The sequence below is a fragment of the Candidatus Kuenenia stuttgartiensis genome (assembly GCF_900232105.1).
In the GTDB taxonomy this organism is placed as follows: Bacteria; Planctomycetota; Brocadiia; order Brocadiales; family Brocadiaceae; genus Kuenenia; species Kuenenia stuttgartiensis_A.
Window position 1 is genome coordinate 541,605 of the sequence record NZ_LT934425.1, and the last position, 16,543, is coordinate 558,147.

Consider the following 16,543-nt stretch of genomic DNA (forward strand, 5'->3'; position numbering starts at 1 on the left):
AGTAGTGTCCTCCAAATTGTCTGATTACTATTTACGAGGATACTACTATACTTTATAATAAACTAAAAATCACCTTTTTGGTTGCGGCCAAAGGCCGCGCTAGGAATTTAGTGGACTTAGATAATAGAAATTTTTAAATTTTGAATTACCGGTAATTCAAAATTTAAAATTAAACATTTCGTAACACTTTTGTTTTTTGAGAAATTTAGGGAGACACAAAAACAATGTAGCTCATGTAGCCCCGTTATGGGCGATCTGTTTGTAGCGCAATAAAATTCCACCATGGTAAATAGCTCCGTAGGAGCGGCCTGTATAGAATTGACAGGAAGACAGGCCGCTCCTGACGGAGCTTATAGGGCATACGTTTTTCAAAAGACTAAAGTGTTACAATATTTCTATAATGCTTTTGGCAGTATTTCTCTTTATCGGAGAGTAGCTGATTTTAACCCTGACAGAGTTTGGAACTCTGTCAGGATTACGTAATAGCCTAATAAGAATGGATAGCCATTTTACCGATTTACTGACGTTACTAAGTAATTGCAAATGCACAATTCGTTAGATAATTTTAAATTTTAAAATTGCAAATCTGATTACATTTTGTATAATTTGGCAATCCATTTTGTTAAGATACTTACTATATATCGACTTCTACTATAACTTTGCGCAACATCCACTATCTCATCCTGTTGCAGGTGGAATTACAGAGCCTTACGATTCAAATTCCATAAGATTAGCAAGATAATCTATCATACTTTTCATATATATTGTACTTCCCTGAGTGATGTCACCGTTTTGCTCTCTAAGAGAACAACTAACAACTGTAACAAAGCAATTGCGGTTTAATGATACTAAATAAATGTTTTGGATATGACAAAAATTACGCACCTATACGGGATTACAGTGAATAACCTGACAAGACATTTAAAAACTATATTAATCGTATGCCTTTGGGCAGTTATTTTTCCCGCTTCCCTTTCAAGCATTTACGCCTTCGATAATGATAGATTAGATCTCACTATCACCCGGTTCCTTGATGCTCTTTCCTATAAATACAAAGGATTCGATATAAAGATTACAGAGGTTTCAGTTAAAGAAACATTTGATGACAACATTACATATGCCAACAAGAATGAAAAGGAAGACTTCATCACAAATGCCCGACTCGGGCTAGGGGTAAATTACGAAGGGAAAACCAGGACATTTGAACTAACCGGTGACATTGGCTATCAGGCCTTTACAAAAAATTCTAATTTCAATAATATCACCCAACACATAAATTTAAATTTCAAAAATGAGTTTTCAAAACGTGACCGCATAAACCTGAAAAATGTCCTTACACACATCGAAGCGCCCTCCTCGGATGAAGAAGGTTTTACCTCGCAGCAATTTGGGAGGTCAAGGGGACGATTTGAATTTTTTCAGAACAAGTTTGACATAAATTACTCAAACGATATTGCCAAACAGATTTCTCTCTTTGTAAAATACGCCAACGAGATAAACATATTTCCGGGATCAAACAGGTCAAATTCTTTTCTAAATAAACCAGGCATGGGTCTAAGTTATTTGTTTCGTCCCACCAAAACTATTTTTTTGTTTTCATACGACTTCACCAGTGTACAATTTGAAAATGACCAGGATGCCACAATACACACCATCGGACCTGGCATAAGACAATATATAACAAAAAAACTTTTTTTTGATGGGGGAACGGGGGTAGATTTTATCGATTCTTTTGACGACGAAAACCTCACCAAACCCTTTGTTAAGACATCGCTGACATATATCGTAGACGAAAGGACTCGTGCAAGACTTTCGTTTGACAAAAAATATACAACAAGCCCTTACTTTGCGGACATCTTTAATAACTGGCGTACTTCCGCTTCTTTAACAAGACAAATGTTAGAAAGACTTGTTTGTTCCTTATCAATTTTTTATGGTGAGGGTGAATATGTTTCCTCGTCCTTTGAACAAAGACTGTTGGGGGTAAATTCCTCACTAAACTACGATATTAGCAGAAACTTAAAGGGAAGTTTGGCATACACTTATTCACAATTAGGTTCTAATTCTGAAACTGCCGAATATTCAAAAAATACCATATTCCTGGGATTAACCGCGGGGTTTTGAGATGATAAACTGGCGCCTATCCTGGTAGGCATATGGAAGAGGCAATATAAAAGATTTCAACGAATGGATGAGGCTTGATTTATAGTATATTTACAATTAGTGGTTATTTTTGCCCGATTATGAAATTCTTTTAAAAGCTACACTGGTTGTATTTTTTGGAATAGGTGCGAAATAATTCCAATTTTATATTAAAGTCTTTCCCGAATAAATATAGTAGCTACAATATTAACCCAGACAGGTTCACTCATTAGAAGGCTTTTGTCAAGGACAAAATATCTCCGGTCGCAAAAATATCTACATTTTCACGTTTTGAATACCCCTCCAAGTACGGAATCGCTCTTACTGCTGTTTACGAAAATGACTATACCGTTCACGTTTATCTACGCCCGTGGTATTTCGCAATTGTTTTGGTATCGTTCTCATCCGCACCATTCACCCATCGGGATCAAGGCTTTGTGAAAGACTTTCTCACCGCCCCTGACTTATCTTCTGTCCCAGAAAACCATCGGTTCCATACCAGTGTCCAATCGTTATTCACAGAATATTCGGCTCTACGGCCAAAACCTCACGGCTCATGGTATGGGCAGATCAGAATGGAATATTCTTTTTCGCCGATTCCTTTACCGGCACAACTCATAATAAAAGGTGGAACAACTTCCAATCAGGTTTCATGGATTGGTTACCTAACCCGCAACCGGTTCCTTGCACCACCTAATCTGCTTGCTACCCAAACATTTTTTTCTCGTCGTAGTTTACTTGCTCCTTTATTATGTAATAACATGCCCTGGCCAGCTTATTGCTCAAGGCTTTCGTTGCCAGAACTACATGGCTCTTTGACGCCTTCCTCTGATGCCATTTCCTTCCCTTTTCGCAAAATCTTACGTGAAAATGCGCTGCCTCCACATACGCCCACGCAAGGTATTTATTCCCGTTCTTACGGTTTCCTTTCCCTTTGCTCTTACCATTCGATAATTTTTTTGCCGATACGCATCTGCAATAAGATGAATACATCCCCACATCACTAAATCGCTCTATGTTCCCAGTCTCCAGCATTATCGTCATTGCCAGGATTTCGCCTATCCCTGGCACCTTGAGCAATTTCTTATACGGCTTCTTTAGCTTCACCTCCTTTAATACCGCTTTCTCTATCTTGTATATCTGCTTATTTAATACCTCTATTACCTCGTGATCGCACTGTGCTGACATGGTCAAATGCACGTCGCTGAACATCCCCATTACCTCTTCGTTACTCAGCTTCTTTATCGTATCACCGCTTATCGGTACTCCTTTGTTACGGTTTACCATCGTTTGCATACTCAATATATGCGCTGTCCTTTGTTGTACCAACATCATCCGCTTCCTCAGTAAATCCCTCACTGACCGCGTCTCTTTGGGATAAATATATCCCTCTGGTAATATCTTTAACCGTAACATCTTTGCCAACCAAAACGAATCCCTCGTGTCGTCAATGTACTTTAATCCCTCATACTGCTGCATTGCCGATGTATTTGCCAGGTGTACCTGATAGCCTGCCTCCATCAGACCATCCACTATCCAGTACCAGTTAAAGGTCGATTCTACTACTATACCCTTTATTTCTTTTTTGTATGGCTCTAATACGCGCTTTATTTCATTGATGTCATTACGGTTTCTCCTCTTGAATACCTTCCGATCCTCCTCATCGAGTATTCCAATATAATTATTATCACCATGTAAATCTATTCCTACGAAATATCCCATTGCTCGCTCCCTCCTTACTTTGTTATTATTTAACAATCGCCTTTCACGGTATCCTCCATTTTACCATGAAGAGTGCGCTCGGAGGTGCCTTCTATATGATTATCAGGTTTGTAACCCAATGTCATTAAGTTAAGAATTATTGTAACACTTTGGTTTTTTAAAAAAACGTATTACCGATAAGCTCCGTAGGAGCAACCTGTTTGTAGATAGGATACCATACTCCGTCAGGAGCGGCCTGTCTTCCTGTCAATCATATACAGGCCGCTCCTACGGAGCTATTTACCTGTTGAATTTTATTGCGCTACAAACAGACCGCCCCTAAAGGGGCTACATTGTTTTTTATGTCCCCTTGGATTTTTCAAATAACTAAGGTGCTATGAATTATTTGATCAAAAACAACCCCCCTTTTCCTCCCTTAATAAACTGGGGATGACCCATATTTTTTGCTGGACACCGTGTTAACCGTATGTTACACTGTGTACATGCATAGAGTAGGAGGTCGAATATTTTCAGATGATGTAATAAAGCGTTTATCAGAAACTATCCAAAAGGAACCGTGCCTATCGCGTCGTAAACTGTCGCGTCTGGTATGTGAATGGATGGACTGGAGGAATCAAGCGGGCCGTTTGCAAGAGATGAGTTGTCGCAAGGCGTTGTTGGAATTGGATCGTCGTAAAGAGATCAATCTTCCAAAGGTTAACAGGCATTATGCATTTCAAAAAGTCAATAAACCTGCGGAGGCGCCTCCGATTGCGGAAGTGTCATGCGAGCTAGCGGAGTTGGGGGACGTAGAGATTATACGGGTTACAACGAGAATCAATTCGAAACTTTGGCGTAGCATGTTAGAAGCGCATCATTATCTTGGAAGTGGGCCCCTATGCGGGGCGCAACTTAGGTATCTTGTACGCAGTGAACATTACGGATGGATAGGAGGGCTAAGTTATAGTGCCTGTGCCAGACGGGTGGAAAGTCGCGACGAGTGGATAGGATGGACTGAGGAAGCACGTAAGCGGAATCATACGTTTGTTATCAATAACAGTAGGTATTTAATAGCGCCTACGGTAAGAGTAAAATGTTTGGCATCGCATGTATTGGCAAAATGCCAAACACGTTTGGTAGATGATTGGGAAAGAGTGTATAAATATCGTCCTGTACTTTTAGAAACCTATGTGGAACGAGGACGGTTTTCCGGAAGCTGTTATCGGGCAGCTAACTGGAAGTATGTAGGAGGCACGGAAGGTCGAGGGCGAAAAGGAACAGGTGCAACGGTCAAAGACGTTTATGTTATGCCGTTGCAAAAGAAATGGCAGGCGGTGTTGTGTTGTTGTGCCGATGGCAAAGTACATGTTCGCCAAAGAGTGGCACAAAAAGAGCCTCGGGATTGGATAGAGGCGGAACTTGGAGGAACAAAATTGGGCGATGCACGATTGACATCAAGACTTTTAGAAATGACAGGTATGTTTTATGACAAACCTTTGGCAAACATTCCGCAGGCGTGCGGCTCAGTCAGTGCGACTAAGGCTGCATACCGATTCCTTGACAATGAGAATGTAGATTGGAAGGCGATATTGCAAGCTCATTATGAGGCCACGGAAGAGCGTGTGAAGGAGAATAGTTTGGTTTTGGTAGCGCAAGATACTACGACTCTGAATTATAGCACACATCCGAATACGCAGGGGTTAGGACCGATAGGTACTAAGAGTGAAAAAGTTCGTGGACTGATGGTGCATGATACGATGGCGTTTACTGAAAGTGGTACACCCTTGGGACTTCTGAATGTGCAATGCTGGGCGCGGGACGGAATAGGCAGCAAACATGAACGACACAAGAAGCCTATCGAAGAGAAGGAAAGCTGGAAATGGGTGGAGAGTTACCATGCAGTATCGCAAGTACAGAAACGCTGTCGAAACAAATCTTTACTGGTGGTTGTGGCAGATCGTGAGGCCGATATTCACGAGGTATTCGCTGAGCAGTATAATACGCCTGATGGCGCTCAGTTGCTGATCCGCGCAGAACGTTCGCGCAATAGAAAGGTTGTTGATGATAAAGAATCATGCGAGTTTTTGTGGACTAAACTGGAACAGCAACCGGTTATAGGTACCCGCGAAATATTGATACCTCCGAGTGAGAAACGCTCCGCACGTCAGGCAATACTTATGGTACGAACGATGCCTGTTACGCTGTGCCCACCTATGCTAAAAAAGAATATGCCTGCGGTCAGGGTGTGGGCGGTGCTGGCGCAGGAAGTCAATCCGCCTATCGGAATTGATGGGTTAGAATGGATGCTGTTAACCACAGTTGCGGTTAAGCAAGAAAAAGATGCTTACGAACGTTTGGAATGGTATGCTCGCCGATGGGGTATTGAGTGTTATCATCGTATTATCAAGAGCGGTTGTCGTGTCGAGGCCCGGCAGTTGGAGAGTGCTCGTCGTCTGTGCAACGCTTTGGCCATTGATATGATTATAGCTTGGCGTATCCATTACCTGACTACTTTAGGACAAGAAACACCTGATGTCCCTTGTACTGTCTACTTCAGCGATTCTGAATGGAAAGCATTGACAACTTTTGCGAACAAGGTCAAGGAGCCTCCTGATTTACCTCCAAGCCTCAATGATGCCGTGCGGCTTTTAGGTAAACTTGGCGGTCATCTGGGTCGCCGTGGTGATGGCCATCCCGGAAGTGAAGTACTTTGGCGAGGCATGTCACGTTTGGCTGATATTGAAGTTGCTTACGAACTTTACACCACTTAGCCTTCAGCTCAATTGGCCGTACAACTACGGTGCTCTTGAAATTTGTGGGTAAAGATTAGCTTTATTAAGGGGGACTTTTGCGGCCGTTTGTTTAACTTAATGACATTGGTTTGTAACCTGATGAACCCTTAGTTTATTTGGCAAATAGCGCTCTATAGTATTACCTTGTAAAAACTTCTTTTTTTGTAAGTTTTTCTTCGTGCCCTTTGTGCTACGTGTTCTCATGGTGGTTAAACATTTTTTGGTTGCAGTTTTGCTGCGCTATGTATTTAATGGCGAAATCCTTCCTGCTAGCAGTGTCAGATACCAATATAAAACGTGGAGTTCAAGTTGCAAACTTGAACCCGCCATGAAGGCTAATTGGCAATTCATCACCGAAAAGGCCGGGATAAAACTATCTTGTCTCTATCAGGCACTTGAGAGTTGACGAGACATTATTGAGAATTGTCCACGAAGTTTATAACTTTCCAAATAGTATCTCCTGTTTTACTTTTCCCTTCTTTGAGTTGAACTTTTGTAACACCTTGATATCCGTCAGGAAAGCGAACTCTCGTATCAACGAATACCATTTCCTCCGATTTCACAATTTTTCTTACCTGGAATATAGCATCACGATAGAAATTTCTAAGAAAATTTGGATATTCCTTGTTTTGTTCTAATAAGACTTTATTTTTTTCATACACATCGTCAGAAATGTACTCTTTTATTGCATCAACATCACCATTTTTGAAAGCCCGAAAAAGAGGAACAAATGTATCACTCTTAACATTTTTATATAACAAATCGCTCCTTGAAATCTCTTGGGCATTTAGTATATTAAATGAAACACAAACGAAAAAAACAAACCATACAAAAAAAGCCACTCTCATCATTTTCCTCCTTTATTGAGTTAATGTCTGGAACCACAGATTGGACATAGACCTGTACCCAATTCCATTTGGATGGAGTGTGTCCGCATATTCGTCTTCATAGCGACGACGTTCTGTTGGCAAATCTAAATAGTTAAAATAACTGTAGAAATCAGGAGGAATTATGAGAATATTGTTACTGAAATTACTTTTTAATTCATCGATGACCTGATTATACTCTTTAATCAATATATTTCTTGGCGCCTTGTCAGGGTCATGATAAGTTCCGGAACTGTCTCCTAAAGCGATTGGCACTTTTGCTAAACAGACTTTCTGACCTGCAGCATTTATTGCCTCTGAAATTTTTTGCATATTATCTTTAAAAGTCCCGGGATATCCGGGATCACCAGGATTCAAACCCAGCCCGCTTGGGATGGGTAACCCTAGCGGATTAGCATCATTTGTTCCATACTGAACCAAACATCCACTAGCGTTGGGATGTCTTAGAAGCATTCTATTAATAGAAGAAGCTCCATCAGGTGAGGTAGACCCCCCAACTCCTTCATTAAAAACAGTGTGTGGATACCCTCTCGCCGCTGTAAGTAAATTATTTAATATTGGTGGGTAACCACCTCCCGCATTTCGCCCATCTTGTGAAGTGTCGTCAGAAACGTCATCGTCTCCAATTCCTATTGTAATACCATCTCCCATTCCCCAATAATAATCACCAATGCCAATTTGCACTCTTTTATCGTGTGCATACTCTCCGGGAATTTTATTACCCTCAGCATCCACAACAAAAGCATCCATTACATATTCACCCCGAGAAAGGTTTGTAAATACAACTTCATAAGGCGCTGTGTAATCGCGGATACTTTGCGCATAAGCAGTTCCGCTATCGAGCACAAAGAGAATTCCCTGATTTTGCTGTAAATTGTTGGTTTCCGCCTGAACAGAGAGATCTGAATTTTCCTGTAAATAATAATTATCGGGTGTAGTAATCCTCACAAGCGGCGTTGTGTCAGGCGTTGTAGTGTTATAAAATCTTAAGGACAATACCTCCACGGCGCTAAGCGCCCGGTTGTAAACCAGAACCTCGTCTATCTTACCGTCCATATGGCCATAATTAGAAGTTGATGCCCCTATAGCCATATATGATGCTGCTGTATATGGCACTATGGTATTTCCCGCCGGGTGTGTTTGTGTATCAACGAGTTGCCCATCTACATATAATTTCTGTTCACCTGTAGTTTTGTTGTAAGTGCCGGCAACGTGATACCACTTGCCAGTCGAGGTGACCAAGTCATTGGTTGCGTGCTTTTGCGTTTTCGTACCTTCGGATGTTTTAGTGGTTAAAATAAATCTTATGGTGTTTCCCGAAGCGCTATACTGATCAAAATATAATCCATATCCTTGCCCTCCCGAATTCCAGGACCAACCTCCAAAAATAGTATCTGGCGCTACCGTATCTACTGAATATCTGTAAAACCACGCAGAAACCGAAATTTCGTCATAATTTAAAGGCGGAATCGATACATAAGTACTTTCGCCGTTAAAACTCAGTGCCCTTCCGAATTTCCCTGTAGTCCATGTGGATCCGGTAAAACCTGTAATTGTGCCGTTTTTATTATTATCCGAAAAATCCGTTGCAATCGCTCCAGTACCTTCATCAAATGCATAGTGGGCCTGCTGACCACCTGTCTCTTCACTCAAGCTCATGGTAATCGTCGCTGTGCCGTACATATAGTCCGTAGTAAAACGCCATATATAGTCAGATGCCATCGCATTGCCTGTCAGATCCTTTACCCCAGTGATAATCATAGCCGTGTAGGTGGTGGAAGAGGACAGGTTGCCCGACGGGATAAAAGTGGCAGTCGTCCCGCTGTACGATACCGTTCCATCTATAGTATCGATCCCGTCACTCACCAGAAATGTGGACAGTGTTATGCTGCCGGCATCCATCTCCTCATTAAATGTCGCCGTTATCACACTATCTACCGCTACACCTGTCGCACCACTTGCAGGACTCCATGCACTCACCTCCGGTGGTGTTTTGTCGGGAATTACAGTGTTGCTAAATAAGGACAACACCGCCTGGTCACTCTTGTTAAACAAAGACAACACCTCCTGGTCGCTCAGAGCCCGATTGTAAACCCGAACCTCGTCGACCTTACCGTCCATATAACCATTATTAACCCTTGAATACCCTATCCTCATATCTGAATAGGACGTCAGTGGCACTATTGTGTTCCCCGCAGGATGGAGTTGGGTATTAACTAGCTGTCCATCTACATATAGCTTCTGTTCTCCTGTAGTTTTATTATACGTACCTGCAGCGTAATGCCAATTACCAACTGAATTGCTAAAACTATACGTTCCTGTCTTAGTTATCCTGGTTCCACTCACATTTTTTGACGTTAATATAAAATTAAGTGTGTTCGGGGAACTCTGATGAAATCGTAAATCAAAACCCTCCTGCTGTTGTAAGTTTGAACTCCATCTCCATCCACCGAATATGGCATCAGCGTTCGTCGTGTCATTTGCATTTTTATAAAACCACGCAGAAACCGAAATCTCGTCATAGTTTAAACGGGGAATCGATACATAATTGCTTGTACCGTTAAAACCCAAAGCACCGCCGATTTTCCCTGTTTTCCATGTAGCTCCGGTAATTGTGCCATTTCTGTTATTACCTGACGAATCCGTTGCAGTCGCTCCCGTCCCTTCATCAAATGCATAGTGTGCCTGCAGAGTTGAGTCAGGCGCTGCTCCCGTGGTAAAGCTCCAGACGTAATTAGCGGTCATACCATTGCCCGCCACATCCTTTACCCCGGTGGTAATCGTCGCCGTGTAGGTGGTGGATGATGACAGGTTGCCAGTCGGGGCAAACGTAGCAGTCGTACCGCTGTATGATACCGTCCCACCTATATTACTGCTCCCATCACTCACCAGAATGGTGGCCGTCGTTATGCTGTTTGCGTCCATCGCCTCGCTGAACGTACAGGTGATGGCACTGTTTACCGCCACCTCCGTAGCATCACTTACCGGACTCGTTGCAATCACCTCCGGCGGTGTCGTGTCGGGCGCTCCCGTGGTAAAGCTCCATGTGTAATTGGCCGCCACCGCATTGCCCGCCACATCCTTTACCCCGGTGGTAATCGTAGCCGTGTAGGTGGTGGAAGATGACAGGTTGCCAGACGGGGTAAACATGGCAGTCGTACCGCTGTACGATACCCCCCCATCTATATTACTGCTCCCATCACTCACCAGAAAGGTGGACGGTGTTATGCTGCTCGCGTCCATAGCCTCGCTGAACGTGCAGGTGATGTCACTGTTTACCGCCACCTCCGTAGCATCACTTACCGGACTCGTTGCAATCACCTCCGGCGGTGTCGTGTCGGGCGCTCCCGTGGTAAAGCTCCATGTGTAATTGGCCGCCACCGCATTGCCCGCCACATCCTTTACCCCGGTGGTAATCGTAGCCGTGTAGGTGGTGGAAGATGACAGGTTGCCAGTCGGGGCAAACGTAGCAGTCGTACCGCTGTATGATACCGTCCCACCTATATTACTGCTCCCATCACTCACCAGAATGGTGGCCGTCGTTATGCTGTTTGCGTCCATCGCCTCGCTGAACGTACAGGTGATGTAACTGTTTACCGCCACCTCCGTAGCATTACTTACCGGACTCGTTGCAATCACCGTCGGCGGTGTCGTGTCTGGACTTACAGTGTCATTAAACAAAGACAACACCTCCTGGTCGCTCAGAGCCCGATTGTAAACCCGAACCTCGTCGACCTTACCGTCCATATAACCATTATTAACCCTTGAATACCCTATCCTCATATCTGAATAGGACGTCAGTGGCACTATTGTGTTCCCCGCAGGATGGAGTTGGGTATTAACTAGCTGTCCATCTACATATAGCTTCTGTTCTCCTGTAGTTTTATTATACGTACCTGCAGCGTAATGCCAATTACCAACTGAATTGCTAAAACTATACGTTCCTGTCTTAGTTATCCTGGTTCCACTCACATTTTTTGACGTTAATATAAAATTAAGTGTGTTCGGGGAACTCTGATGAAATCGTAAATCAAAACCCTCCTGCTGTTGTAAGTTTGAACTCCATCTCCATCCACCGAATATGGCATCAGCGTTCGCCGTGTCATTTGCATTTTTATAAAACCACGCAGAAACCGAAATCTCGTCATAGTTTAAACGGGGAATCGATACATAATTGCTTGTACCGTTAAAACCCAAAGCACCGCCGATTTTCCCTGTTTTCCATGTAGCTCCGGTAATTGTGCCATTTCTGTTATTACCTGACGAATCCGTTGCAGTCGCTCCCGTCCCTTCATCAAATGCATAGTGTGCCTGCAGAGTTGAGTCAGGCGCTGCTCCCGTGGTAAAGCTCCAGACGTAATTAGCGGTCATACCATTGCCCGCCACATCCTTTACCCCGGTGGTAATCGTCGCCGTGTAGGTGGTGGATGATGACAGGTTGCCAGTCGGGGCAAACGTAGCAGTCGTACCGCTGTATGATACCGTCCCACCTATATTACTGCTCCCATCACTCACCAGAATGGTGGCCGTCGTTATGCTGTTTGCGTCCATCGCCTCGCTGAACGTACAGGTGATGGCACTGTTTACCGCCACCTCCGTAGCATCACTTACCGGACTCGTTGCAATCACCTCCGGCGGTGTCGTGTCGGGCGCTCCCGTGGTAAAGCTCCATGTGTAATTGGCCGCCACCGCATTGCCCGCCACATCCTTTACCCCGGTGGTAATCGTAGCCGTGTAGGTGGTGGAAGATGACAGGTTGCCAGACGGGGTAAACATGGCAGTCGTACCGCTGTACGATACCCCCCCATCTATATTACTGCTCCCATCACTCACCAGAAAGGTGGACGGTGTTATGCTGCTCGCGTCCATAGCCTCGCTGAACGTGCAGGTGATGTCACTGTTTACCGCCACCTCCGTAGCATTACTTACCGGACTCGTTGCAATCACCTCCGGCGGTGTCGTGTCGGGCGTTGTAGCGTTGTTAAATAAGGACAAAACCTCCTGGCCACTCAACGCCCGGTTGTAGATACGGACGTCGTCTATACTTCCACGGAAAAAACCAAAATTGGTATACCTGCTTCCTATGGCCATGTAATTCCGCCCCGTTAATGGCACTATAACATTCCCCGATGGATGTGTTTGTGTATCCGCCAACTGCCCGTCCACATATAACTTCTGTTCTCCCGTAGTCTTGTTGTATGTACCAACAACATGATACCAACTCCCATTCGAATCGGTAAAATCCTTTGTTGCATCTTTTACTGTCCTTGTCCCGCTTGTATTCCTTGTGACCACGACAAACCGAAGTCTGTTGGGCGTACCCGAATTAAAATACAAGTCAAATCCTTCCTGCAATTGCACATCAGCATTATATATAAAACCACCAAATATAACGCTAGTGCCGGATGCATTTTTATTGAACCATGCAGATACTGAAATCTCATCATAATTCATACTAGGAATTGTTACATAATCATTCCCGTCAAAATTCAATGCGCCACCGATTTTTCCTGTTGTCCATGTGGCTCCTGTACCGGTAATTGTGCCATTTCTGTTATTACCTGACGAATCCGTTACAGTCACTCCAGTACCTTCATCAAATGCATAGTATGCCTGAAGAGTTGCGTCAAGCACTGCTCCCGTGGTAAAGCTCCAGACGTAATTAGCGGCCATACCATTGCCCGCCACATCCTTTACCCCGGTGGTAATCGTCGTCGTATAGGTGGTGGATGATGACAGGTTGCCAGTCGGGGCAAACGTAGCAGTCGTACCGCTGTATGATACCGTCCCACCGATATTACTGCTCCCATCACTCACCAGAATGGTGGCCGTTGTTATGCTGTTTGCGTCCATCGCCTCGCTGAACGTACAGGTGATGGCACTGTTTACCTCCACCTCCGTAGCATTACTTATCGGACTCGTTGCACTCACCGTCGGCGGTGTCGTGTCGGGCGCTCCCGTGGTAAAACGCCAGACGTAATTGGCGGTCATACCATTGCCCGCCACATCCTTTACCCCGGTGGTAATCGTCGCCGTATAGGTGGTGGAATATGACAGAGAACCAAATGGCATAAACATGGCCGTTTGATTGACATAATACACAATTCCACTTACAGTAGCGATCCTGTCACTCACCAGAAATGTGGACGGTGTTATGCTGTTTGCGTACATCTCCTCGCTGAATGTACAGGTGATGGCACTGTTTACCTCCACCTCCGCAGCATCACTTACCGGACTCGTTGCAATCACCGTCGGCGGTGTCGTGTCGGGCACTCCCGTGGTAAAACTCCAGACGTAATCGCCTGTCATCCCATTGCCCACCACATCCTTTACCCCTGTGGTAATCGTAGCCGTGTAGGTGGTGGATGAAGACAGGTTGCCAGTCGGGGCAAACGTGGCAGTCGTACCGCTGTATAATATCGCCCCACCTATATTACCGCTTCCATCACTCACCACAAAGGTGGACGATGTTATGCTGCTTGCGTCCATCTCCTCGCTGAACGTACAGGTGATGGCACTGTTTATCTCCACCTCCGTAGCATCACTTACCGGACTCGTTGCACTCACCTCCGGCGGTGTTGTGTCGGGCGTTGTAGCGTTGTTAAATAAGGACAAAACCTCCTGGCCACTCAACGCCCGGTTGTATATCTGGACGTCGTCGATGAGTCCGTTGAACGCTATAGAGGTACCGGCTAGCGCACCTATGCTTAATGGCACATCATTAAGTATAGAGGCGGAAAGATTGTTTCTAGTTACTGTTCCGTTGGACAGATTGCCGTCAATATAGATGTTAACACCACTAGCGAGTGATGTTCCATCGTAGGTAAAAGCAACGTGGTGCCATACATTGTCGTCAACCTGGATGGCGCTATCTTTTACGATTCCATTAGAGGGAGAATTCCATTTATTAGTAAGGAATACACGCAACGAGCCGGGTTCAACATAAAAAGACCAACCAGTATAAGAAGGCGCAGCTCCATCTTTACTAACTATTGGGTTTTCAAGCGTAGTAGGAGCCAGCTTAATCCACGCCGAAACGGAGAAACTGTTTGTGCGTTCAAAGTCAAATGGGGTATCTGCTGTACTCACATAATCATTCACCCCGTCAAAGGAGAGGGCGTTGCTGATTTTACCAGTTGTCCAGACAGGACCATTGATTAGAACGCCGTTGTTGCCATTGCCTGAAGAATCTGCGGCGTTTGTTCCAGAGCTCTCGTCAAAACGATAGTAGGCGACCTGCGGAGTCGTATCGGATATAGTAAATGCGTTGCTCACGGCTGACATCAATCCGGCACTCGTTGCCGTCAGGTTCTTTGAACCCGCAAGATCGATGCTCAAACCACTAAACGTTGCAAGGCCGCTTGCATTCGTTTTCTGCACTGCCGTACCGCTGAGCACTCCTGTCCCTGAAGACAATGATATCGTAACCGAAACGTCGGAAGTGTATACATTGTTACCGCTATCATCCTGTAACTGTACCGTCACCGCAGGACTAATTGCGGCTCCTGCCGTTGTGTTCGTAGGCTGTTGGACAAATGCCACCTTCGTTGCCGTTCCTGCAATGGCGATGGCACTATTCATTACGGAAAACACATCTGTATTATCAAGGTAAGGACCGCGAACAGAATCGATATTAATTGCGTAATGTACAAAAAGCTCCGAGCCTGTACCTCTTGCATATAATGGAACCAGTGAGTTTGTGTGATTTCCAGAATTCCAGTACCAGTATACTGTCTCACCGGTATCAATTAGGTAGTTACTATTTGCGTCCTCCCAACTCGCCTTCCGCCCGCCGGTATTATAGACTATTTTCTCTTTGGAAAGAGTTGTAGAATCCACATTGCCAAGAGGCTGATCAGCCAATATCCCTGGCCCTGCAGTCAGATACCCAGTTTCATGATCAGCAGTTACAATAACCAGAGTATTGTTCCATGTGGCGTCATTGCCAGTATCATTTACCCAATCAGTTACAGTCTGAATAGCATTATAAAAGTCTTTCGCTTCACCGATCATCTGATTCATGTTATTTGCATGAGATGCCCAGTCAATAGCACCTCCTTCTACCATTAGCACAAAACCGTTCGGGTTTCTGCTCAGCACCTTAACTGTCGCCAATACACTCTCGGAAAGGGTGGGATTATCTGAATTATACCCCCCGCCATTTGCATTGTGATATACTTGATTAAATAAACCGGCTAATTTCAAAGTGGAAGATGTATTCGCGGCAGACATCAAGGCATTACCGCCGTTAACACCTGTCTTCCGCTCAACCAAAACATGCTTTCCCGCCTGGCCGCTTTCGGTTCTTAACTTGTTCAATATCTGGTCGCTTATGTAATTTGTGACGTTACCGCCAATCATAACATCCGCAGGAGGCATAGTTGAACCATGGCCTCCTCCGTATTTTGTATTAGTAGTAACTGAACCGGTGGTATTAGGATTTCCAAAAAACCCCTCGTCTGCTATGGCAAAAGTATTTATGCGAGAGTCATTATGAGCTACCCACGCCCCTGGTGTGGCATGTGATGCAGGAACCGTGCTAATTGCACCAACTGCTTTTCCTAATTCTTTCGCTCTCTCCCCAATGGTAAACAATCTTGTTGAACCATCTGAAGAGACAGACATCCGTCCGAGAGAAGTTTTAGAACCACTATAAATAGCTGAAGCAGTGCAAGCGCTATCCTGAGTATCAGGAGTAGTATTTACATAATCAAAATCGGACCACGCCTCCGTCGTATTATAGCTGCCCCCTTCAGGGAAGGTGGATACCATATATTTAACCCATGGGGGCCCTGATTGATATAAAGGCGCGGTGTCGCCGTTGTATTTATTTACTGCCTCAATATGTTTAGAGCCAAATCCGTCCCCTATAAATAAAATAATATATTTTGCATTTCCACCGTGCGCAAATCCACCGCCGGCCAGAATGAGTAAAACCAAGGCAAATAAAATAATACCTAGGGCTTTTTGGGAGAATTGTCTTACCCACTTTTGTTTTCTGTAACGGCTGTTATGCGTCAT

The 16,543-nt window shown here is 44.5% G+C and carries 5 protein-coding genes; 2 read left to right on the forward strand and 3 right to left on the reverse strand.

Going from position 1 to position 16,543, the window contains the following annotated elements; genetic code table 11:
• The first annotated feature begins 900 nt into the window (after positions 1–900).
• Positions 901–2,124, forward strand: coding sequence for an outer membrane beta-barrel protein (locus KSMBR1_RS02560; RefSeq protein ID WP_157820330.1), 1,224 nt, complete (start codon positions 901–903; stop codon positions 2,122–2,124).
• Between the two features lie 723 nt (positions 2,125–2,847).
• Here the strand turns inward: KSMBR1_RS02560 and KSMBR1_RS02565 are convergent.
• Complete coding sequence (locus tag KSMBR1_RS02565; RefSeq protein ID WP_099323925.1) at positions 2,848–3,864, reverse strand: IS110 family RNA-guided transposase; 1,017 nt, start codon at positions 3,862–3,864, stop codon at positions 2,848–2,850.
• 482 nt (positions 3,865–4,346) lie between these two features.
• On the opposite strand from KSMBR1_RS02565, the gene KSMBR1_RS02570 reads away from it, so the two are divergent.
• The gene (locus KSMBR1_RS02570) at positions 4,347–6,614 is read left to right on the forward strand and encodes an IS4 family transposase (protein ID WP_099323926.1); all 2,268 of its coding nucleotides are present in this window, start codon (positions 4,347–4,349) and stop codon (positions 6,612–6,614) included.
• A 434-nt stretch (positions 6,615–7,048) separates the two neighbouring features.
• On the opposite strand, the gene KSMBR1_RS02575 is transcribed toward KSMBR1_RS02570, so the two are convergent.
• Together KSMBR1_RS02575 and KSMBR1_RS02580 are read right to left on the reverse strand one after the other, a co-directional pair.
• Positions 7,049–7,477 carry a hypothetical protein gene (locus tag KSMBR1_RS02575; protein WP_172953465.1) on the reverse strand — a complete coding sequence of 143 codons (429 nt, stop codon included), beginning with the start codon at positions 7,475–7,477 and terminating at the stop codon, positions 7,049–7,051.
• Positions 7,478–7,495: 18 nt separating this feature from the next.
• The gene (locus KSMBR1_RS02580; RefSeq protein WP_099323928.1) at positions 7,496–16,543 is read right to left on the reverse strand and encodes an Ig-like domain-containing protein; all 9,048 of its coding nucleotides are present in this window, start codon (positions 16,541–16,543) and stop codon (positions 7,496–7,498) included.

What these genes read in the sequence shown, in the direction of transcription:
- KSMBR1_RS02570 (WP_099323926.1), top strand. Translation starts at nt 4,347, where the DNA reads ATGCATAGAGTAGGAGGTCGAATATTTTCAGATGATGTAATAAAGCGT.
- KSMBR1_RS02565 (WP_099323925.1), bottom strand. Translation starts at nt 3,864, where the DNA reads ATGGGATATTTCGTAGGAATAGATTTACATGGTGATAATAATTATATT.
- KSMBR1_RS02580 (WP_099323928.1), bottom strand. Translation starts at nt 16,543, where the DNA reads ATGACGCATAACAGCCGTTACAGAAAACAAAAGTGGGTAAGACAATTC.